The sequence below is a fragment of the Citrobacter sp. Igbk 17 genome (genome assembly GCF_028069775.1).
In the GTDB taxonomy this organism is placed as follows: domain Bacteria; phylum Pseudomonadota; class Gammaproteobacteria; order Enterobacterales; family Enterobacteriaceae; genus Citrobacter.
Genome location: NZ_JANEWI010000015.1, coordinates 46,379 through 68,373 on the forward strand (window position 1 = coordinate 46,379; position 21,995 = coordinate 68,373).

General features: G+C 53.3%; 14 protein-coding genes. 5 read left to right on the forward strand and 9 right to left on the reverse strand.

Translation table 11 applies throughout. From position 1 onward, the window contains the following. Positions 1-132 precede the first annotated feature (132 nt). Complete coding sequence (locus NNO08_RS11065) at positions 133-1,791, forward strand: ATP-dependent endonuclease (RefSeq protein WP_271441347.1); 1,659 nt, start codon at positions 133-135, stop codon at positions 1,789-1,791. Here NNO08_RS11065 and NNO08_RS11070 read toward each other — a convergent pair. Then, positions 1,788-2,738: a VirK/YbjX family protein gene (locus NNO08_RS11070; protein WP_271456718.1), complete on the reverse strand. Its 951-nt coding sequence runs from the start codon at positions 2,736-2,738 to the stop codon at positions 1,788-1,790. The genes NNO08_RS11065 and NNO08_RS11070 overlap by 4 nt on opposite strands. A 161-nt stretch (positions 2,739-2,899) precedes the next feature. Here NNO08_RS11070 and macA point away from each other — a divergent pair, with 161 nt between their 5' ends. Both macA and macB read left to right on the forward strand, forming a co-directional pair. Then, positions 2,900-4,015 (forward strand): macrolide transporter subunit MacA, encoded by a 1,116-nt coding sequence (gene macA / locus NNO08_RS11075; protein ID WP_040231863.1) that lies wholly within the window; start codon positions 2,900-2,902, stop codon positions 4,013-4,015. Beyond that, a complete protein-coding gene (gene macB / locus NNO08_RS11080) occupies positions 4,012-5,958 on the forward strand; it encodes a macrolide ABC transporter ATP-binding protein/permease MacB (RefSeq protein WP_271449357.1) in 1,947 nt (648 codons plus the stop codon). Before macA ends, macB begins: the two co-directional genes overlap by 4 nt. Before the next feature lie 84 nt (positions 5,959-6,042). Here the strand turns inward: macB and cspD are convergent, their stop codons facing one another. After that, positions 6,043-6,267, reverse strand: a complete 225-nt coding sequence (cspD, locus tag NNO08_RS11085; protein WP_005128369.1) for a cold shock-like protein CspD — start codon at positions 6,265-6,267, stop codon at positions 6,043-6,045. Positions 6,268-6,589: 322 nt separating this feature from the next. On the opposite strand from cspD, the gene clpS reads away from it, so the two are divergent. After that, positions 6,590-6,910: an ATP-dependent Clp protease adapter ClpS gene (clpS, locus tag NNO08_RS11090; protein ID WP_271441351.1), complete on the forward strand. Its 321-nt coding sequence runs from the start codon at positions 6,590-6,592 to the stop codon at positions 6,908-6,910. Between the two features lie 30 nt (positions 6,911-6,940). Beyond that, positions 6,941-9,217 carry an ATP-dependent Clp protease ATP-binding subunit ClpA gene (clpA, locus tag NNO08_RS11095; RefSeq protein ID WP_040231864.1) on the forward strand — a complete coding sequence of 759 codons (2,277 nt, stop codon included), beginning with the start codon at positions 6,941-6,943 and terminating at the stop codon, positions 9,215-9,217. A gap of 268 nt (positions 9,218-9,485) precedes the next feature. On the opposite strand, the gene trhP is transcribed toward clpA, so the two are convergent. The 7 genes from trhP to NNO08_RS11130 all read right to left on the reverse strand — a co-directional run bounded on the left by trhP (position 9,486) and on the right by NNO08_RS11130 (position 21,995). Continuing rightward, on the reverse strand, positions 9,486-10,847 hold the full coding sequence (gene trhP / locus NNO08_RS11100; RefSeq protein ID WP_271456719.1) for a prephenate-dependent tRNA uridine(34) hydroxylase TrhP: 1,362 nt from the start codon (positions 10,845-10,847) through the stop codon (positions 9,486-9,488). Between the two features lie 166 nt (positions 10,848-11,013). Next, positions 11,014-11,736, reverse strand: coding sequence for a two-component system response regulator BaeR (gene baeR / locus NNO08_RS11105; protein WP_271456720.1), 723 nt, complete (start codon positions 11,734-11,736; stop codon positions 11,014-11,016). Then, positions 11,733-13,136, reverse strand: coding sequence for a two-component system sensor histidine kinase BaeS (gene baeS, locus NNO08_RS11110; RefSeq protein WP_271456721.1), 1,404 nt, complete (start codon positions 13,134-13,136; stop codon positions 11,733-11,735). Before baeS ends, baeR begins: the two co-directional genes overlap by 4 nt. Further along, positions 13,136-14,548, reverse strand: a complete 1,413-nt coding sequence (locus NNO08_RS11115) for an MFS transporter (RefSeq protein WP_271456722.1) — start codon at positions 14,546-14,548, stop codon at positions 13,136-13,138. The genes baeS and NNO08_RS11115 overlap by 1 nt, the downstream gene beginning before the upstream one ends. Then, positions 14,545-17,625: a multidrug efflux RND transporter permease subunit MdtC gene (gene mdtC / locus NNO08_RS11120; protein ID WP_271456723.1), complete on the reverse strand. Its 3,081-nt coding sequence runs from the start codon at positions 17,623-17,625 to the stop codon at positions 14,545-14,547. Before mdtC ends, NNO08_RS11115 begins: the two co-directional genes overlap by 4 nt. Next, complete coding sequence (locus tag NNO08_RS11125; protein ID WP_271456724.1) at positions 17,626-20,748, reverse strand: MdtB/MuxB family multidrug efflux RND transporter permease subunit; 3,123 nt, start codon at positions 20,746-20,748, stop codon at positions 17,626-17,628. After that, on the reverse strand, positions 20,748-21,995 hold the full coding sequence (locus NNO08_RS11130) for an MdtA/MuxA family multidrug efflux RND transporter periplasmic adaptor subunit (RefSeq protein WP_271456725.1): 1,248 nt from the start codon (positions 21,993-21,995) through the stop codon (positions 20,748-20,750). The genes NNO08_RS11125 and NNO08_RS11130 overlap by 1 nt, the downstream gene beginning before the upstream one ends.

The following is a 21,995-nucleotide window of genomic DNA, read 5'->3' on the forward strand; positions in this document are numbered from 1 at the left end:
AAAAGTAATTTTTAAAGAGAATATTCTTAACTCTTTCGATTTATCTGCGGATGAGATCGGGTGTTCTGAGCGCCCGCTTACCGTTATACTCCTGATAACTTGAAGGAAAAAGTGAGCATTTCCGGAGGCTATATGATTCTCGAACGCGTTGAGATTGTTGGGTTTCGTGGTATTAATCGGCTGTCGTTGATGCTGGAGCAAAACAACGTGCTGATTGGGGAGAACGCGTGGGGTAAGTCCAGCCTGCTGGATGCGTTAACCTTGCTGTTGTCGCCAGAGTCGGATTTGTACCACTTTGACCGCGAAGATTTCTGGTTCCCGCCGGGTGACATCCAGGGCCGGGAACATCATCTGCATATTGTCCTGACGTTTCGTGAATCTCAACCGGGTCGCCATCGTGTGCGCCGATATCGCCCGTTAGAAGCGTGCTGGTCGCCGTGCTCCGATAACTATCACCGTATTTTCTATCGTCTGGAAGGCGAGTGTGCTGATGACGGCAGCGTCCTGACATTACGCAGTTTTCTTGATGGCGAAGGCCACCCGTTACCCATCGACAATATTAACGAACAGGCGCGTCATCTGGTGCGTTTGATGCCAGTACTGCGTTTACGTGATGCGCGTTTTATGCGGCGGATCCGTAATGGAACGGTGCCGGATTCCGCGGATGTTGAGGTGACTGCGCGTCAACTGGATTTTATGGCGCGTGAGTTGGCCACCCGACCGCAGAATCTGACGGATGGGCAGATTCGCCAGGGGCTGTCAGCGATGGTTCAACTGCTGGAGCACTACTTTTCGGAACAAGGTTCAGGTCAGTCGCGCTATCGTCTGATGCGCCGACGCTCCAACAACGAGCAACGCAGCTGGCGTTATCTGGATATTATCAACCGTATGATTGATAAACCTGGGGGGCGCACGCACCGTGTGATTCTGCTGGGGCTGTTTTCCACGCTATTACAGGCCAAAGGGTCACTAAGACTGGATAAAGACGCTCGTCCGTTGCTACTGGTAGAAGATCCTGAAACGCGGTTACACCCCATTATGTTGTCCGTTGCCTGGCAATTGTTGAACCTGCTTCCCCTCCAGCGCGTGACGACGACCAACTCTGGTGAATTGTTGTCGCTCACGCCCGTAGAACATGTTGTCCGACTGGTACGAGAATCTTCCCGCGTCGCCGCCTGGCGACTGGGACCGGGAGGACTCAATGCGGAAGACGGGCGGCGCATTGCCTTCCATATCCGTTTTAATCGGGCGTCTTCACTGTTTGCCCGTTGCTGGCTGTTGGTGGAGGGAGAAACAGAAACATGGGTCATCAACGAGCTGGCTCGTCAGTGTGGGCATCACTTTGATGCCGAAGGGATTAAAGTCATTGAATTTGCCCAGTCTGGGCTTAAACCCCTGGTGAAGTTTGCCCGCCGGATGGGAATTGAGTGGCATGTGCTGGTCGATGGCGATGAGGCGGGAAAAAAGTATGCGGCCACGGTACGCAGTCTATTGAACGATGACAAAGAGGAAGAGCGCGAGCATTTGACCATGTTACCTGCGTTGGACATGGAACACTTTATGTACCGCCAGGGGTTCTCGGATGTTTTTCATCGGGTGGCGCAAATACCGGAAAATGTGCCGATGAATATGCGGAAAATTATAGCGAAGGCGATCCATCGCTCGTCAAAACCGGATTTGGCGATTGAAGTGGCAATGGAAGCGGGGCGACGCGGTGTTGAAGCGGTGCCAACGTTGCTGCGGAAAATGTTTTCCCGCGTGCTGTGGTTAGCACGCGGGCGAGCGGATTAGCGGCGGAACATGACTGATAACTGCGAGTGGATACTGTCGAGTAACTGATAGCGGCGGCGATATTCCGCGCGCTTCTTACTGGCAATATCTGCTTCGCTTTTACGCGCTAGCGTACGCGGAATATGATAGTAGCCATTGCTGTCACATTCGCCGCCCACTGACTCCCAAAATGAATTGTAGTCAGAATGAATAACCTTGTTTTTATCATGGTAGCGCTGGCTGCGAAAAATATGCTGGTCATTGCTGACGGCCAGTACTTGTTCAATATTCAATTGTTCTGCAAAACGACAAATAGCTTCCATTACAATACGTTTAGGGAACAAACCATGGCATGATTTTGTCGCTTTTTGAATTTCTTCGTGCGGCATTAATCGGTTACCCCCCTGCAAGCCGCCAATAAAAAGCGCGCTGCGCCCTTCATAGTTGCACAGGGTGAAGGTCATTTCTGCTAATGTCTCGCCCTCACTATTACGGACAAGAATGGTACTTTCACCTTCTTTATCCAGGGCGATAAATGAGGACATTATAATGGTGTATATTGCGTTATCTTTGCCTTCAATTTGTGCCAGTTGCAACCCATCTGCACTTAAATAATCATTAAACTCTTTCGATGAAAAAGCGTTTCGGAAAGTATTGTAATGAAAACGCACGGCATCGAGTTTTGTTTTACGGTCAAGGTTTACTGCGAGATACGCGCGATGCAGGCGAACCGGTATACGGGGTTGGACCGCGAGAATTTCTTCAAGATCCGGCCATTGCGCCAGCTCAGCCATCCACTCACGTGTCAATCGTGGCATCAGCAATGAGCGCCATACAAACTTACGGCGAAAGCTTCGTTGATGCCAAAATTTACCTGGCCGCCATTGTCCGGTTGTCAGACGACAAAAAAGACTAAAACTTGTGGCGGGTCTGGAAGAATGAAAAGTGCTTTCTGTTAGCTGGCTCATAATAACAATCCAATAGATACTCTGATACTAATTTCAGCACAGCGGACCTTAACGGTTCATCAATAACTCTGTTATTCTTTGCACTTTTCAACGCCTGTTAATTTATCGTTGATGTTTATCACTCCACTCTGGTGGGCGTATTGGGGACACTGGGACATTTTATGAAGCTCAAGGGAAAAATTAAAAAACGTTATTTTCTCCTCGCCATCATCATTATTGTGGCGATGATTTCACTTTGGCGAACGCTTAATGCGCCACTACCTCAGTATCAAACGCTAATTGTACGTCCAGGCGATCTCCAGCAAAGTGTGCTGGCCACCGGGAAACTGGATGCGTTACGCAAAGTTGATGTTGGTGCACAGGTGAGTGGGCAGTTAAAAACGCTGTCAGTAGCCATTGGCGATAAAGTTAAAAAAGATCAGTTGCTCGGTGTTATCGATCCTGAGCAGGCACAAAACCAAATCAAAGAAGTTGAAGCGACACTCATGGAGCTGCGGGCTCAGCGTTTGCAGGCTGAAGCTGAGTGGAAACTGGCGCGCGTAACGCTTTCTCGGCAGCAACAACTGGCGAAAACGCAGGCGGTTTCGCAGCAGGATCTCGACACAGCAGCGACCGAAATGGCGGTCAAGCAGGCACAGATTGGCACTATTGATGCGCAAATTAAGCGTAATCAGGCTTCCCTTGATACGGCAAAAACGAACCTCGATTACACGCGAATCGTCGCGCCAATGGCGGGTGAAGTGACGCAAATCACCACCCTCCAGGGACAAACCGTGATTGCCGCCCAACAGGCACCCAACATTTTGACGTTGGCAGATATGAGCACCATGCTGGTAAAAGCGCAGGTCTCCGAGGCCGATGTTATTCACCTGCAGCCGGGCCAAAAAGCCTGGTTCACTGTGCTGGGCGATCCGCAGACACGGTACGAAGGCGTGCTCAAAGATGTCCTTCCGACGCCTGAGAAGGTGAATGACGCCATTTTCTACTATGCGCGCTTCGAAGTGCCTAACCCGAAAGGGATCCTGCGCCTTGATATGACCGCACAGGTGCACATCCAGCTCACCGACGTTAAAAATGTGCTGACGATCCCGTTGTCGGCGTTGGGCGATCCTATTGGCAACAACCGCTATAACGTCAGGCTGCTGCGCAATGGTGAAACTCGCGAGCGCGAAGTGGTCATCGGTGCCCGTAATGATACCGACGTAGAAATTGTGAAAGGGTTGGAAGAGGGGGATGAAGTGATCACCGGTGAGGGTAAAGCGGGAGTAGCACAATGACGGCGTTGCTTGAGTTGAGCAATATCCGCCGCAGTTACCCGTCAGGCGAGGGACAGGTCGAGGTTTTAAAGGACGTTTCCTTGCGTATTCAGGCCGGGGAAATGGTGGCGATTGTCGGGGCGTCTGGCTCGGGTAAATCGACGCTGATGAACATTCTGGGATGTCTGGACAAGCCAACCAGTGGAACCTATCGGGTTGCGGGGCGGGATGTTTCTACACTGGATAGCGATGCGTTAGCACAACTGCGGCGTGAGCATTTTGGCTTTATCTTCCAGCGTTATCATTTGCTGTCACATTTAACGGCGGCACAAAACGTTGAAGTCCCGGCGGTGTATGCCGGGACTGAACGTAAGCAGCGTCTGGCTCGTGCTCAGGAATTACTTCAGCGCCTGGGATTGGGTGACCGGGTTGATTATCAGCCTTCCCAGCTTTCCGGAGGCCAGCAGCAACGTGTCAGTATTGCACGTGCGTTGATGAACGGTGGTCAGGTTATTCTGGCCGATGAACCCACTGGCGCGTTGGACAGCCGCTCCGGCGAAGAGGTGATGGCTATTCTGCATCAGCTACGCGATCGCGGGCATACGGTCATTATCGTCACGCACGACAGCCAGGTTGCCGCCCAGGCAGAACGCGTCATTGAAATTCGTGATGGCGAGATTGTGCGTAATCCACCATCACAAAAGCCCGCTACCGGACGTGATATTGCTGAACCAACGGTGACGACGGCTTCTGGCTGGAGCCAGTTTGTCAGCGGTTTTCGTGAAGCATTGACCATGGCCTGGCTGGCCATGGCCGCCAACAAGATGCGTACACTGCTCACCATGCTGGGTATTATCATCGGCATCGCGTCGGTGGTATCGATTGTGGTGGTGGGCGATGCGGCAAAACAACTGGTGCTGGCAGACATCCGAGCGATTGGTACGAATACTATCGATATCTATCCAGGCAAGGATTTCGGTGATGACGATCCACAATATCAGCAGGCGCTGAAGTATGACGATTTAGTGGCGATTCAGAAGCAACCCTGGGTCAGTTCCGTTACGCCTGCGGTATCAAAGAACCTACGCCTGCGCTATGGCAATATTGATGTCGCCGCCAGCGCGAATGGCGTTAGCGGTGATTACTTCAACGTCTATGGCATGACGTTCAGTGAAGGCGCCACCTTTAATGCAGAGCAACTGGCGGGGCGGGCACAGGTGGTGGTGCTCGACAGCAATACCCGACGTCAGTTGTTCCCCAGCAAAGCGAAAGTGGTGGGTGAAGTTATTCTGGTGGGAAATATGCCAGCCACCGTCATTGGCGTTGCGGAAGAAAAACAATCGATGTTTGGCAGCAGTAAGATCCTGCGCGTCTGGCTGCCCTACAGCACTATGTCAGGACGGATCATGGGGCAATCGTGGTTAAACTCTATTACCGTGCGGGTAAAAGAGGGGTTTGATAGCGCCCAGGCCGAGCAGCAACTTACCCGTCTGTTATCGCTGCGTCATGGCAAAAAAGATTTCTTCACCTGGAACATGGATGGCATCTTGAAAACCGCCGAAAAAACCACACGTACATTACAGCTCTTTCTGACGCTGGTGGCGGTGATTTCACTGGTGGTGGGCGGGATCGGCGTGATGAACATTATGCTGGTATCGGTGACAGAGCGTACGCGTGAAATCGGTATTCGGATGGCCGTGGGGGCGCGGGCCAGCGATGTGTTACAGCAATTCTTAATTGAGGCTGTGCTGGTGTGCCTGGTGGGAGGCGCGCTCGGTATCAGTTTGTCGATGTTAATTGCCTTTACGCTACAACTGTTCCTGCCCGGGTGGGAAATTGGTTTCTCTCCTGTCGCGCTGTTAACGGCTTTCTTGTGTTCAACCGCCACCGGAATTTTGTTTGGCTGGCTTCCGGCCCGTAATGCAGCGCGTCTGGATCCCGTGGATGCTTTGGCGCGAGAATAACGCGTTGTATTGCATAAGAAATAAAAATGCCAGCCTCAGGGGCTGGCATTTTGTCTGCGGGATGTACACAATGAGACAGAAGAGCTATGCGACAGCTTCTGCTTCAATGACGGGCACGATAAGACTGGCATGATTGCCTTTTGGCCCCTGGTGGACATCAAACTGGACAGACTGTCCGGCTTTTAGCGTTCTGTAACCATCCATCTGAATGGTGGAGTAATGGGCGAAGATATCTTCACCGCCGCCTTCGGGGCAGATGAAACCAAACCCTTTGGCATTATTGAACCACTTAACAGTACCCGTTTCCATACTTCGACATCCTTCGTAAATCTTATATAAGTAAGATGGAATGAACCGGTGGCGGAGTGGGGGCTGTTCAAAACCTCGCCAACTCTCGAAACTACAATTTAGAGAAATCAGGCGAGGCGTCAAGCGCCAGGCAGGTGGAATAGGGTAAAAATGCATCAAAATTTGAAGCAGTTAACGCTATTGTCGGATATGTGACAGATGTCGCGGATGACACTGATAGATGATAGTTATCTAATACTTGAGGTAGATTGATTGTGCGCATAGGCTCTTGTCAGCGGCAAGTTATTCTGCCGGTAACCGTAACTGAAGATGACGACTGACAATGAGTAAGACGAACGACTGGCTGGATTTCGAACAGCTGGCGGAAGACAAATTGCGCGACGCGCTAAAACCGCCATCTATGTATAAAGTGATATTAGTCAATGATGATTACACTCCGATGGAGTTTGTTATTGACGTGTTACAAAAATTCTTTTCTTATGATGTAGAACGTGCAACGCAACTGATGCTTGCCGTTCACTATCAAGGTAAAGCCATCTGCGGCGTATTTACCGCCGAGGTTGCTGAAACCAAAGTGGCGATGGTGAACAAATATGCGAGGGAAAACGAGCATCCGTTGCTGTGTACGCTGGAAAAAGCCTGAATGCAGGCATAAATATTGGGGGAGGTGCCTATGCTCAATCAAGAACTGGAACTCAGTTTAAACATGGCTTTCGCCAGAGCGCGCGAGCACCGACATGAGTTTATGACCGTCGAGCACTTGTTACTGGCGTTGCTCAGTAACCCATCGGCCCGCGAAGCGCTGGAAGCGTGTTCTGTGGATCTGGTGGCGCTCCGTCAGGAACTCGAAGCCTTCATTGAACAAACCACACCCGTATTGCCTGCCAGCGAAGAAGAGCGCGACACGCAGCCGACGCTGAGTTTTCAGCGTGTTTTGCAACGTGCTGTCTTTCATGTTCAGTCCTCCGGGCGCAATGAAGTGACTGGCGCTAATGTGCTGGTTGCTATCTTCAGCGAGCAGGAATCACAGGCGGCCTATCTGCTGCGTAAGCATGAAGTCAGTCGCCTGGACGTGGTGAATTTCATTTCTCATGGCACGCGTAAAGACGAACCGAGTCAGTCTTCTGACTCCGGGAATCAGCCAAATAACGAAGAGCAAGCTGGCGGGGAGGACCGTATGGAGAACTTCACGACTAACCTTAACCAGCTGGCTCGCGTGGGCGGGATTGATCCGCTTATTGGCCGCGAAAAAGAGCTGGAGCGCGCCATTCAGGTACTGTGTCGTCGCCGTAAAAATAACCCACTGCTGGTGGGGGAATCCGGCGTGGGGAAAACGGCGATTGCCGAAGGTCTCGCCTGGCGTATTGTCCAGGGGGATGTGCCGGAAGTGATGGCTGATTGTACGCTGTACTCTCTGGATATCGGTTCATTGCTGGCGGGTACCAAATACCGCGGTGATTTTGAGAAACGCTTTAAGGCGCTGCTGAAGCAACTGGAGCAGGATACTAACAGCATCCTGTTTATCGATGAGATCCACACTATTATCGGTGCGGGTGCGGCATCGGGCGGCCAGGTGGATGCCGCTAACCTGATCAAGCCGCTGCTCTCCAGCGGGAAAATTCGTGTGATAGGTTCAACCACCTATCAGGAGTTCAGCAATATCTTTGAGAAAGACCGTGCGTTAGCGCGTCGCTTCCAGAAGATCGATATCACTGAGCCGTCAGTGGAAGAGACCGTGCAGATCATCAACGGTCTGAAACCGAAGTACGAAGCTCACCATGACGTTCGCTACACCGCCAAAGCGGTACGTGCAGCGGTCGAACTGGCGGTGAAATACATTAACGATCGTCATCTGCCGGATAAAGCGATTGACGTGATTGATGAAGCGGGCGCACGTGCGCGCCTGATGCCGGTCAGCAAGCGCAAGAAAACCGTCAACGTGGCAGATATCGAGTCCGTCGTGGCCCGCATTGCACGGATCCCAGAGAAGAGCGTTTCGCAGAGCGATCGTGATACGCTGAAAAATCTGGGCAACCGCCTGAAAATGCTGGTATTTGGGCAGGATAAAGCCATTGAAGCACTGACCGAAGCGATCAAAATGAGCCGTGCCGGTCTGGGTCATGAGCATAAACCTGTCGGTTCGTTCCTGTTCGCCGGACCGACTGGCGTTGGTAAGACCGAAGTCACGGTGCAGTTGTCTAAAGCGCTGGGCATCGAACTGCTGCGTTTTGATATGTCCGAATATATGGAACGTCATACTGTCAGCCGCTTGATTGGTGCGCCTCCAGGATATGTCGGTTTCGACCAGGGCGGTTTACTGACCGATGCGGTGATTAAACATCCGCATGCTGTACTGCTGCTGGATGAAATTGAAAAAGCGCACCCGGATGTCTTTAACCTGCTGCTGCAGGTTATGGATAACGGTACGCTGACTGACAATAACGGGCGCAAAGCAGATTTCCGCAACGTAGTGCTGGTGATGACGACCAACGCCGGGGTACGTGAAACTGAGCGTAAATCGATTGGGCTTATTCATCAGGACAACAGTACTGATGCGATGGGCGAAATCAAAAAAGTGTTTACGCCGGAATTCCGTAACCGCCTCGACAACATTATCTGGTTCGATCATCTCTCTACTGAGGTGATTCATCAGGTGGTGGATAAATTTATTGTCGAGCTGCAGGTTCAGCTGGATCAGAAAGGTGTCTCTCTGGAAGTGAGTCAGGAAGCACGTAACTGGCTGGCGGAAAAAGGTTACGACCGCGCAATGGGCGCACGCCCGATGACGCGAGTGGTTCAGGACAACCTGAAAAAACCATTGGCCAACGAATTGTTGTTTGGTTCGCTGGTGGATGGCGGTCAGGTTACCGTCGCGCTGGATAAAGAAAAAAATGAGCTGACCTATGGTTTCCAGAGTGCGCAAAAGCACAAGCCAGAAGCTGCACATTAATTTCTAATTACATGATAAACCGGGCGTAATGCCCGGTTTTTTTTGCCTGAAAGTCGTGATTTGAATGGGGGGAGCTCAAAGAGTTTAAACGGCAGGCAAAAAATAAGCCTGCGTAAGGGAGATTACGCAGGCTAAGGAGGTGGTTCCTGGTACAGCTAGCATTTATGGGTTATGTTTTTCAGCGGGTGGGATAATACCCTTAATGAACGAAACGGTATGTGATCGATTTCTAAGAATCTTCCGAACGCTGAAAAATAACCGTAATTAACTACTTAGCATGTGGATTGCGCGTGGACTCACCGGCAAAATTACGCATCAGTAATGCATAATTCAGATCGATATCCTGCGGTACGGGCATCCATACGGTATAACCATCACCAGGCGCAACTGGCATAGCTTCGCCTTTGGCGTTTTCCATCTGCTCAAGGGTGAAATTGACGTTACCCTGCGGCGTCATCAACTCCAGACTGTCACCGACGGTGAATTTGTTTTTCACCAGCACAGCGGCCAGATCGCCTTTGCGTTCGCCGGTGAATTCACCGACAAACTGCTGACGTTCGGAAACCGAAAAACCGTATTCATAGTTCTGATAGTCGTCATGCGTGTGGCGGCGCAGGAATCCTTCGGTATAACCACGGTGCGCCAGGCCTTCCAGTGTTTCCAGCAGTTGCGGATCGAACGGTTTACCGGCGGCAGCATCGTCAATGGCTTTACGATAGACCTGTGCGGTACGGGCGCAGTAATAGTAAGACTTGGTGCGGCCTTCGATTTTCAGCGAATGTACGCCCATCTGGGTCAGGCGTTCAACGTGGGCAATTGCACGTAAATCTTTTGAGTTCATGATGTAAGTGCCGTGTTCGTCTTCGAACGCGGTCATGTATTCACCCGGACGCTGGGCTTCTTCAATCATAAACACTTTGTCCGTAGGCGCGCCGATCCCAAGCGTCGGTTCCACGTTTTGTACCGGGATGGGTTCGTATTTGTGCACGATATTGCCCACCACGTCTTCTTTGCCTTCCTGCACGTTGTATTCCCAGCGGCAGGCGTTGGTACAGGTACCCTGGTTTGGGTCGCGCTTGTTGATGTAGCCGGAGAGCAGGCAGCGGCCGGAGTAGGCCATGCACAGCGCACCGTGAACGAAGATTTCAATCTCCATATCCGGAACCTGGGTGCGGATCTCTTCAATTTCTTCCAGCGACAGTTCGCGGGACAGGATAACGCGGGTCAGGCCCATTTGTTTCCAGAACTTCACCGTTGCCCAGTTTACCGCGTTAGCCTGTACGGACAGATGAATATCCATATTAGGGAAGTGTTCACGTACCAGCATGATCAGGCCTGGATCGGACATAATCAGTGCATCCGGCCCCATTTCCACAACGGGTTTCAGGTCACGAATGAAGGTTTTGAGCTTGGCGTTATGCGGGGCAATGTTAACCACCACATAGAATTTTTTACCCAGTTCATGGGCCTCATTAATGCCGAGCTGCAGGTTTTCGTGATTGAATTCGTTGTTGCGCACACGCAGAGAGTAACGCGGTTGACCCGCATACACAGCATCTGCGCCATAGGCGAAAGCGTAACGCATATTTTTCAGCGTTCCCGCCGGGGAAAGGAGTTCCGGTTTAAACATAATTTTCTCGTTCTGATGACAGGTCAGACTCGCTTCACTGAATGAAGCGGTTGGGGGAGTGCCCCCATATTAAGGGCGGGCATTGTATCGCTGCGTGACGGGCAGGTAAAGTTATTGTGCCGGGTGGGCGTTTTGCCTTACCCGGCCTTGATTGACGTCTGGCAGATTAAGCAATCCGACAGGCATCGGCTTCCCAGCGATATCCTACGCCATAGACCGCGCGGATAAACGACTGCTCTGCATCCAGCGATTCCAGTTTGCGGCGCAGGTTCTTGATATGGCTGTCGATGGTGCGGTCGGTAACGACGCGGTAGTCATCGTAGAGATGGTTGAGCAATTGCTCGCGGGAGAACACTTTTCCCGGTTCATGCGACAGCGTTTTGAGTAAGCGAAATTCAGCGGGCGTCAGGTCGAGCATTTTTCCACGCCACGATGCCTGAAAACGGCCTTCATCGACGATCAGAGGACTTTCTGCATCCATCTGTTGCAACTCGCGCTGTGGTTTACAACGGCGCAGGATCGTTTTCACTCGTGCGACGACTTCCCGCGGGCTGTATGGTTTACAAATGTAGTCATCTGCACCGATCTCCAGCCCCAGCAGGCGGTCAATCTCTTCGATTTTGGCGGTCACCATCATAATCGGGACATCAGAGAAACGACGAATTTCCCGGCACAGAGTCAGACCGTCGGTACCTGGCAACATCAGATCTAACAAGATAAGATCGGGCTGCGTCTGGCGTACGTAAGGCAACACCTGATCGCCGTGATTGATGAGCGTAGGGGCATAGCTTGCCGCACGCAGGTAGTCGATGAGCAGTTGCCCCAGCTTGGGCTCGTCTTCCACGATCAGAATACGCGGCGTGTTTTCATCAATAGGTAACTCAGTCATACATCTCTCTGTAAGTCGCGTTCCAGCGGTAACTCTACTGTAATGCTAACCCCGCCAAAAGGCGAATGGGCGGCGCGGATCAGACCATTATGCGCCTGGACAATGTTGACGCAAATCGCCAGCCCCAGCCCGGAGCCTCCGCTGGCCCGGTTACGGGACCCTTCTGTGCGATAAAAGCGTTCGAACAGTTTCTGTAGCTGTTCGTCGCTAACGCCGGGGGTGGAATCGGCGAAGGTTAATAACACCATCCGCTCGCGCTGTTCGGCGCTGATACGCAGACCGCCCCCGCTGTCGGTGTAGCGTAGGCTGTTTTCCAGTAGGTTGTTAAACAGTTGCATCAGGCGATCCCTGTCGCCAAAGACCGTCATGCTGTCCGGGAGTGAAAGTTGGATCGTCAGTCCACGACTGGCGAAGCGTTCGCGAAACGCGCCGCTCGCCACTTCCAGCAGAGGGATCAGATCCAGCGAGGTTTTCTGGTAGGCCAACGCACCTTCATCAGACATAGAAAGCTGGTGGAGATCGTCTACCAGTTTGGTGAGCGTACCCACTTCGGCCTGCAATGAGGCTACCGAATCCGGGGTGAACTGACGTACACCATCCTGAATAGCTTCGAGTTCGCCGCGTAAAACTGCCAGCGGCGTGCGCAGTTCGTGAGAGATATCAGCCATAAAGTCCCGGCGCATCTGCTGGTTTTTTTCCAGCGTACTGGCGAGCTGGTTGAAATCCTGCGCCAGTTTGCCCAGTTCATCGGTACTGGTGGGGACCACGCGGGTGGTAAAATCGCCGGCAGCCAGTTTGTGTGTGCCTTCCACCAACCGCTTAACCGGGGCCAGCAGGCTGCGCGCAAGCGTAAACGTCGCCAGCGCGGCAAGGATCGTGGAGAGCGCCACGATAAGCCAACTGGATCGTCTTTGCTGCATGTCGAAATTGATATCCGTATTCCGCGTTAAACGTTCTACGGGCGAGGCGATCACGGCCCCCACTTCGCTGCCGTTAACGCGTATGGGATGGCGCATGCCGTCGCGAGGAACTGGACCGCGCGGGCCGACCAGCACCCGGGCACTTTGATCGACCACCCAAAATTGCGTACGCCAGCCGTGCGGCGGCATGCCGGGTCCCGGTTTATCATCGTCATTGTCGTGTTCAAAAGAGCGCAGGATCTGGAAAACAAAACGATCGTTATTGCGTAAGAATCGCCAGTTGCCGTGCTGCTCGTACTGCTCGCTTAACGCATCGCTGAGCATTTGCAGCCGCTGTTCGTTGCCGTGCTTGATATAGTCAATAAAACCACGTTCGAAGCTAATACGGACGGCCCAGTGCATGCTGATCAGCAACACAATGCAGGTGGCGAAAATAGCCAGAAAGAGTTTGCCGGTGATACCGGGCCGCCAGAACTTCATCAGGTGCTCCTTTTGCGCCGTGAAATCACCGCGTTGGTCTGCGTGTCGTTCGGCACGCGGGCAAAAATGATGGCTGGTAGTGCGATAAGAAACGCAATGCACAGCCAGGTGTACATAAAGACGGTATGCGTAGACGCGCTGTCGATGGCGATATGCTGCTGCCCGAACATGCCTAACAACAGACCGGCGATGGTTACCCCGATACTCATCGACAGTTGCATGATCATCGACAGCAGGCTGTTGCCGCTGCTTGCGAGTTCATCCGGCAGGTCTTTTAGCGTCAGCGTGTTCATTGAGGAGAAGCGGGTAGAATTGACCATTCCCTGTAAGAACAGTATGAACGGCAGGGCGTAATACCAACCGAGTAACGCGGTGCTCATCAGCAACAGGCTGACCATCGACAGGGCAAGCGTGGTGGTGACCAGTACGCGACGGTAGCCAAACCGGTTGACGACCTGAACCACGATGCGTTTCATTCCCATACTGCCCAGCACCATCGGGATCATCATCAATCCGGCATGAAATGGTGAAAAGCCCAATCCAATCTGCAGGAAAACCGGGGTCATGAACGGTAACATTCCGCTACCAATCCGCCCGGCAAAGCTGCCGAACAGGCCTAACGAGAAGGTGTGTGTACGAAACAGATGCAGGCTAAACAGTGCACGAGGGTTGTTGTGGGCATGTTTCAGATACAGCAGGATCGCCAGTACGCCACAGATTACCAGCGCTGCCAGCGTGATGTGGGAAATGCCGGTTCCCTTACTACCATCGAGCGCTAACGTGAGTACCGCCATGCCGACAGCCAGCATTATGAATCCAGAAAGATCGAAACGACGAGTTTGCATGGTGTAGTTGGGCATCAGCATTAGCGTCGCTATTGCCCCGACAATGCCAACCGGAATGTTAATCAGAAATATCCAGTGCCAGGAGGCATATTCCACCAGAATACCACCTAATGCCGGGCCCAGAAGAGGGCCAATCTGACCGGGCAAGGTGACGAATGTCATTGCCGCCATGTATTGCTCACGTGGGACGATTTTCATCACCGTCAACCTGCCGACGGGCACCATCATCGCGCCGCCTACACCTTGTAAAACGCGAGCCATCACCAGTTCATTCAGCGTTCCTGACCAGGCACAAAAAAGCGATCCCAGCGTAAACAGAATGATCGCGGTGAAGAATATATTGCGCACACCGATTTTATCGGCCAGCCAACCGCTGGCAGGGAGCATTACGGCGACGGTAAGTACATACGACACAATGACCATGTGCATATGCAGTGGGCTTTCCCCGAGGCTTTTGGCCATCGAGGGAAGCGCGGTGTTGACGATGGTGGTATCCAGCGACTGCATGAAAAAGCCAAATGCCACAATCCAAAGTTGCCAGCGGGTGCTGTCGGGAAGTTCTGTCATAACTCTGCTACCGGTTTGCTGTTTTTACGCGAAAAACGCAGACGCAGACGGTCGAAAAAGAGATAGACCACCGGAGTGGTGTACAGCGTCAGTAGCTGACTGACAACCAGCCCGCCAACAATGGTTATCCCCAATGGTTGACGCAGTTCAGAGCCGTCACCTGCGGATAATACCAGCGGCAGCGCACCAAACAGGGCCGCCAGCGTGGTCATCATTATTGGGCGAAAGCGCAGCAGGCAGGCCTGGAAAATCGCTTCTTCGGGCTGCAACTTGCCATTTCTCTGCGCTTCCAGCGCAAAATCGACCATCATGATGGCGTTTTTCTTCACAATGCCAATTAATAGCATGATCCCTATCAGGGCGATTAGGCTGAACGGGGCATTGAACAGCTCCAGCGCCAGTAAGGCCCCAACGCCAGCAGAAGGCAGCGTGGAGAGAATAGTCAGCGGGTGAACATAGCTTTCATACAGCATACCCAGCACGATATAGACGGTGGCGATGGCGGCGATAATCAGGATCACCTGTGAGTTCATGGTGTCCTGAAATACCTGTGCGGTACCCGCAAAGCTACCGCGTACCGTCGACGGTACTCCAAGCTGGGTCATGGTTCGGTTGATGGCCTCCGTTGCTTCAGAGAGTGAAGAACCGGTCGGCAGGTTAAATGATACGGTTGAGGCGGCAGACAACCCCTGGTGATTCACCGATAGCGGCGCATTTGCCGGTTGCCATTTGGCAAAGTACGACAACGGTATTGCTTTGCCATCGCTGTTAATGACGAACATTTTGTCCAGGGCGCTGATATCCTGGGTGTAGCGTGGGTCGACTTCCATCACCACTTTGTACTGGTTCATCGGCTGATAGATGGTTGAAATTTGCCGCTGACCAAAGGCGTTATTCAGCAGGCTGTTGGCAGCTTCAACGTCGATTCCCAGACGTGACATGGTGTCACGATCGTAGGTCAGATTCATTTCTGCGCCGTTGTCCTGCTGATCGGAGTTAACGTCCGCCAACTGGGGCAGGGCGGCCAGCGCCTTACGAATTTTCGGTTCCCATTCGCGTAGTGCGGCGAGGTCATCTGACAACAGAGTGTATTGGTAGCTGGCATTAGCTTGACGACCGCCGACGCGAATATCCTGCACCGCCATCAGAAACAGGTTTGCGCCGGGTTCTTTGGCAAGCTTCACACGCAGGCGGTCGATCACCTGTTGCGCTGTTTCGTGACGTTCTCCACGTGGCTTCAGGGTGATAAACATCATCCCACTGTTGACGCGTGAGCCGCCGGTAAACCCGGTGACGTTATTCACCGCAGGATCGTCGCGGATGATCTTCATAAAGTCCTGCAGTTTGCCCCGCATCGCCTGAAACGAAATGCTCTGATCGGCTTGGATCCCGCCCATGAGCACGCCAGTATCCTGCTCCGGGAAGAAGGTTTTGGGGATTGAAATATAGAGCCAGACGTTCAGGGCAATGGTTGCGAGTAGCACCACGCCCACCATGCGTGTGTGGCGCAGCACCCACTTCAGCGAGGTGGCGTAGCTTTGTTGTAATGCCACCAGTACACGGCCAAATCCCCGCTTACGCGATTGTTCGCGTGGCGTGCTGGATTTGAGCATCCAGCCACACATCATCGGCGTCAACGTCAGCGATACCAGCAGTGAAATACCGATAGCCACCGACAGGGTGACGGCAAACTCGCGTAACAGACGACCTGGCAGCCCGCCCATTAACAGCAGTGGCAGAAACACCGCCACCAGCGACAGGCTCATGGAGAGAACCGTGAAACCCACCTCGCGCGTGCCCTGTAGCGCCGCCTGTAACGGTTTCATTCCTGCTTCGAGGTGGCGTGCAATGTTCTCCAGTACCACAATGGCATCATCGACGACAAAACCCGTCGCGATGGTTAGGGCCATTAACGACAGGTTGTTGAGGCTAAATCCACACAGATACATCGCGGCAAACGTACCAATCAGCGAGACCGGAACCGCAACGGCGGGGATCAGGGTGGCACGCCCGGAGCGCAGGAAGACAAACACCACCAGGATAACCAACGCGACGGAGATAATCAGCGTTTGTTCTACTTCAGCCAGCGAGGCGCGGATAGTGGGTGAACGATCCTGGGCGATTTGTAGATCGATAGCGGCAGGAACCAGGTTTTGTAACTCCGGTAGTTTGGCGCGAATGCTGTCGACCGTCTGAATAATATTGGCTTCCGGCAGTTTGCGGATCATCAACAGAATGGCCGGTTTGGCATTGGTCATCCCCGCATTGCGTACGTCCTGCACTGAATCACTGACAGATGCAACATCCCCCAGTCGCACAGCTGCACCGTTGTTATAGTGGATGATAACTGGCTTATATTCCGCCGCGGTTTTTAGCTCATCGTTGGTTTGTACCTGCCAGCGATGGGTTTTATCTTCGATAGCACCCTGTGGTTTACGCACGTTGGCGTTATCGATAGCGCTACGCACCGCGTCCAGCGATACACCCTGGTTAAACAGCGCCTGCGGATTAAGCCCCACACGCACGGCGGGAAGAGAGCTTCCTCCGACATCCACATCACCGACGCCGTTGATTTGTGCGATGGTCTGCGCCAGTTGCGTCGATGCGAAATCGTATAATTCACCTTGCGAGTACGTGTCCGATGTTAGCGTCAGGATCATGATCGGGGCATCTGAAGGGTTGGCCTTCCGATACGTCGGGCGGCTGGGCATCCCGCTGGGCAGCAGGCTTTGCGCTGCGTTAATGGCGGCCTGTACGTCCCGTGCTGCACCGTTGATGTCGCGGTCAAATTTAAATTCGAGAATAATGCGCGTGCTACCAAGCGAACTGCTTGATGTCATCTCATTTACGCCCGCGATCCGCCCAAGCGAGCGTTCCAGTGGGGTTGCTACGGATGACGCCATTGTTTCGGGTGATGCTCCCGGTAGTGATGCACTGACCATGATTACCGGGAAATCAACCTGCGGCAGGGGGGCCACTGGCAACAGGCGAAAGCCAAGAATCCCGCACAGGGTAATCGCCACCGAAATAAGAATGGTCGCGACCGGGCGATGGATGAAAAGCGCAAAAAATTTCATTTACGCGTCCTCTTCCTGACGCGGGAAGCGGTTTTTCACATACAGCGACAGTCGGTCAAATAGCAGGTAAATCACCGGTGTGGTAAACAACGTCAGGACCTGGCTGACCAGCAGACCGCCAACCATGCCAATACCTAATGGACGGCGTAACTCTGCACCTACACCGGTGCTTAGCATCAGTGGCAACGCCCCCAGTAGCGCTGCCAACGTGGTCATCAGGATAGGGCGAAAACGCAGCAGACAGGCCTGGAAAATGGCATCGCGGGGCGACATTCCCTGCTCACGTTCCGCGGCAAGGGCAAAGTCGATCATCATGATGGCGTTTTTCTTCACGATCCCGATGAGCAAAATAATGCCGATGATCGCGATCACGTCCAGTTCGCTGCCGGCAATCATGAGCGCCAGCAACGCCCCGACACCTGCAGTGGGAAGTGTAGAGAGAATCGTAATCGGGTGAATAAAGCTTTCGTACAATACGCCGAGCACGATATACATCGCGACCACTGCCGCCACAATCAGCCAGATGGTGTTGCCCAGAGCAGCCTGGAAGGCCAGCGTACTGCCCTGGAACTGAGTGGTGATATTTGCGGGCAGGTTAAGTGTTTTTTCGGCATCCTGAATCGCCTGTACCGCATCGCCCAACGACTGGTTATCTGGCACATTGAACGAGATAGTCGTCACCGGGAATTGATCGAGATGGTTAATCGATAGCGGGGCAAAACGCTGCTCAATGCTGGCGATAGCGCTGAGCGGTACGATCCCGCCATCGCTACTGGTCAGACGAATGGTATCCAGTGCTGCAAGTCCAGGTGTGCTGTCAGTGTTATGCTCTAACACCACGCGATACTGGTTTGCCTGCGTGTAGATAGTCGAAATTAAACGCTGTCCGAAGGCGTTATACAGGGCGTTATCGACATCCGCCATACTGATCCCTAAACGGCTGGCGCTGTCACGATTGACGTTCACATACGCGACCAACCCTTGATCCTGCCAGTCGCTGCTAACATCAGACAATTGTGGTAACTGCTGCAGTTTTTCAAGTAGCTGTGGGACCCACGCGCTGAGGGCGTCAAGAGAGTTAGCTTGTAACGTAAACTGGTATTGCGTTCGGCTGACCTGGGTATCAATCGTCAGATCCTGCGTGGGTTGTAGATAAAGGTCAACGCCAGGGACTCTGTCTACCTCATCCTGCAATCGGGCGATCACCTTCTGAACGCGATCGTCGCGCTCATCCAACGGTTTAAGATTAATTTGCAGACGAGCACTGTTCAGCGCGGGGTTAGTGCCGTCAACACCCACGAAGGCCGTCAGGTTTTCTACCGCAGGATCGTTAAGGATCACATCGGAAACCTGGCGTTGACGCTGGGCCATGCTGGAAAATGAACTGGATTGCGGAGCCTGCAGCGTACCCTGAATAATGCCGTTATCCTGAATCGGGAAGAAACCTTTTGGGATAAACACCCACAGCATGACGCTCAGGGCCAACGTACCGAGGGCTACGCTAAGCGTCAACCACGGGTGGTTAAGTACTTTTGCCAGCCAGTGGCCGTATCCGGCAATCACCCGATCGAACATTTTTTCTGAGGCGCGGGAGAAGCGGTTTTGCTTACGCAATGACGCCTGACTGAGCATGCGCGCGCACATCATCGGTGTAAGGGTGAGCGATACGACGGCGGAAATCAGAATCGCCACTGCCAGCGTAACGGCGAATTCACGGAACAAGCGCCCGACGATATCGCCCATGAATAGCAGTGGGATCAATACCGCAATCAATGAAAACGTCAGGGAGATGATGGTGAAACCAATCTCGCCCGCACCTTTCAGGGCAGCGGTCAGTGGTTTTTCCCCTTTTTCGATATAGCGCGAAATATTCTCGATAACCACAATGGCATCATCCACCACAAAACCCGTGGCGATGGTCAGCGCCATCAACGTCAGGTTGTTGATGGAGAAATCAAGAAAGACCATTACCGCGAAGGTACCGATCAGCGATAGCGGAACGGCAACTGCAGGAATGATGGTGGCAGGAATATTGCGCAGAAACAGGTAGATAATCATGACGACCAATGCAATTGCCAGCATCAGTTCGAACTGAGTGTCGGCAACGGAAGCGCGAATATTGGTCGTACGATCCGAAAGTACAGTTACCTTCACCGATTTCGGCAGGCTTTCCGTCAGTTGCGGCAGCATTTGCCGAATACTGTCCGCCGTGGAGATAATATTTGCGCCTGGTTGACGCTGTACGTTCATCACGATGGCTTGTTGTTTGTTGGCCCATGCCCCAAGCCAGCTGTTTTCTGCACCTTGTTCGACGGTGGCGACATCACCCAGTCGTACTGGTGCACCATTTTTATAGGCAACGATTAACTGGCGATACTCATCGGCAGACTGCATCTGGTCATTAGCGGAAAGTGTAACGGCGCGCGTTGGCCCATCAAGACTCCCTTTGGCGGAATTGACGTTGGCGCCGGTAATCGCCGTGCGGATGGTTTCGCTGGTCAGGCCGAGCGCTGCAATCGCCTGTGCATTAAGTTTCACGCGGACCGCAGGACGCTGGCCGCCAGAAAGTGTCACCAGGCCAACACCAGATACCTGGGAGATTTTCTGCGCGACGCGGGTTTCCACCATATCTTCCACTTGCGTCATCGGCATGGCGCTCGAGGTGACGGCCAGCGTCATGATTGGCGGATCCGCTGGATTAACTTTGCTGTAAACCGGTGGGTTAGGCAGGTCACTCGGTAATAAGTTGGTGGCGGCATTGATGGCGGCCTGAACTTCCTGCTCAGCAACATCCAGTGGCAGGGTCAGTTGAAACTGCAACGTGACGACCGATGCACCACCGGAACTTTGGGAGGACATTTGTTTCAGGCCGGACATCTGCCCGAACTGGCGTTCAAGCGGAGCGGTAACCGCCGACGTCATGACATCCGGGCTGGCTCCGGGATAGAGCGTTATGACCTGAATGGTGGGGTAATCCACTTCCGGTAATGCCGCAATGGGCAGAAAACGGTAGCCGATGATACCGGCAAGCAGAATCGCGACCATCAGCAACGTGGTGGCGACGGGGCGCAGAATAAACAGGCGGGACGGGCCGCCTGTATTGCCGGGAGGTAACACCTGCATCAGGAGCTCGCTCCTTTTTTGCCATAGCCGCGCGGTGCGGCTTTGTCGTCGCTAGCGGTGGCGGCGTGAGCCTCCACGACCTCGACTTTAGCCCCTTCCGTCAGACGATCAATCCCGTCGGTGACGACGCGATCGCCCGCGGACAGCCCGGCGGAGATAACGACGTTCTGACTGTCCTGAATTCCCGGTTTAACCAAATGTTTGCTGACTTTGTTGTCGCTGTTCAGCACCCAGACAAAGTGGCCTTCGTTACCCATTTGTAGTGCGGCAGTCGGGATCACGACGGCATTTTGTTCGGTATCGACGAGCATGCGAGCGTTAACAAACTGATTCGGGAACAAGGCATCGTCCTGGTTGTTAAAGCGGGCCTTTGCTTTGATGGTGCCGGTGGTGGCGTCAATCTGGTTGTCGAGGCTCAGCAGCACACCTTCGCTCAGTTTTTTCGAGTTGGTACGGTCCCAGGCCTCAACTTTCAGTGGCGTCCCCGATTGCTGAGCCTGTACGACGGTCGCGATATCGTTCTCTGGCAGAGTGAAAACCAGATCAATAGGATGGGTTTGTGTAATGACGACAATCCCGGTGGTATCGCTGCTGGATATCTGGTTACCCACATCCACAAGCTTCAGGCCCACCCGACCATCAACAGGAGCCGTTATCCGGCTCCAGTCGAGTTGTAATTGCGCGCTGGCTACGCTGGCTTCATCGGCTTTTATCGTCCCTTGTGTTTCGTTGACCAGCGCCTGTTGTGCATCCAGTTCCTGACGAGAGACCAGATTCGTTTTGACCAATTGCTGATAGCGGGCGAGGTCGCGACGAGCATTGGCTAGCGTGGCTTTATCTTTCGCTAGCTGTCCCTGCGCCTGAGCCAACGCAACGTTAAACTGGCTCGGGTCGATCTCGGCCAGCAGATCGCCGGCTTTCACCTGTTGCCCTTCCTGAAAGTGTATGGCGATGAGTTGGCCGTCCACGCGGCTGCGTACCGTCGCGGTGTTCGCGGCAGTAATGGTACCCAGCCCGGTCAGATAGCGTGGAACCGCTTGTTCGACTGCCGTAGCCGCCTGAACCGGAGCCAACGGACCGGAACGCATTCCTCGCCGTCCCGTTGCCGGAGCGGGTTGTGTCTGACGGGTCGCGCCGGGCACTGTTCCCTGAGGTTCGCTGCGACTTTGCCAGAACCAGAAGGCGGCGATGGCGGCCACGACGATCACGATTACTATCACCCAGCGGGATTTGTTACGGCCTTTCAT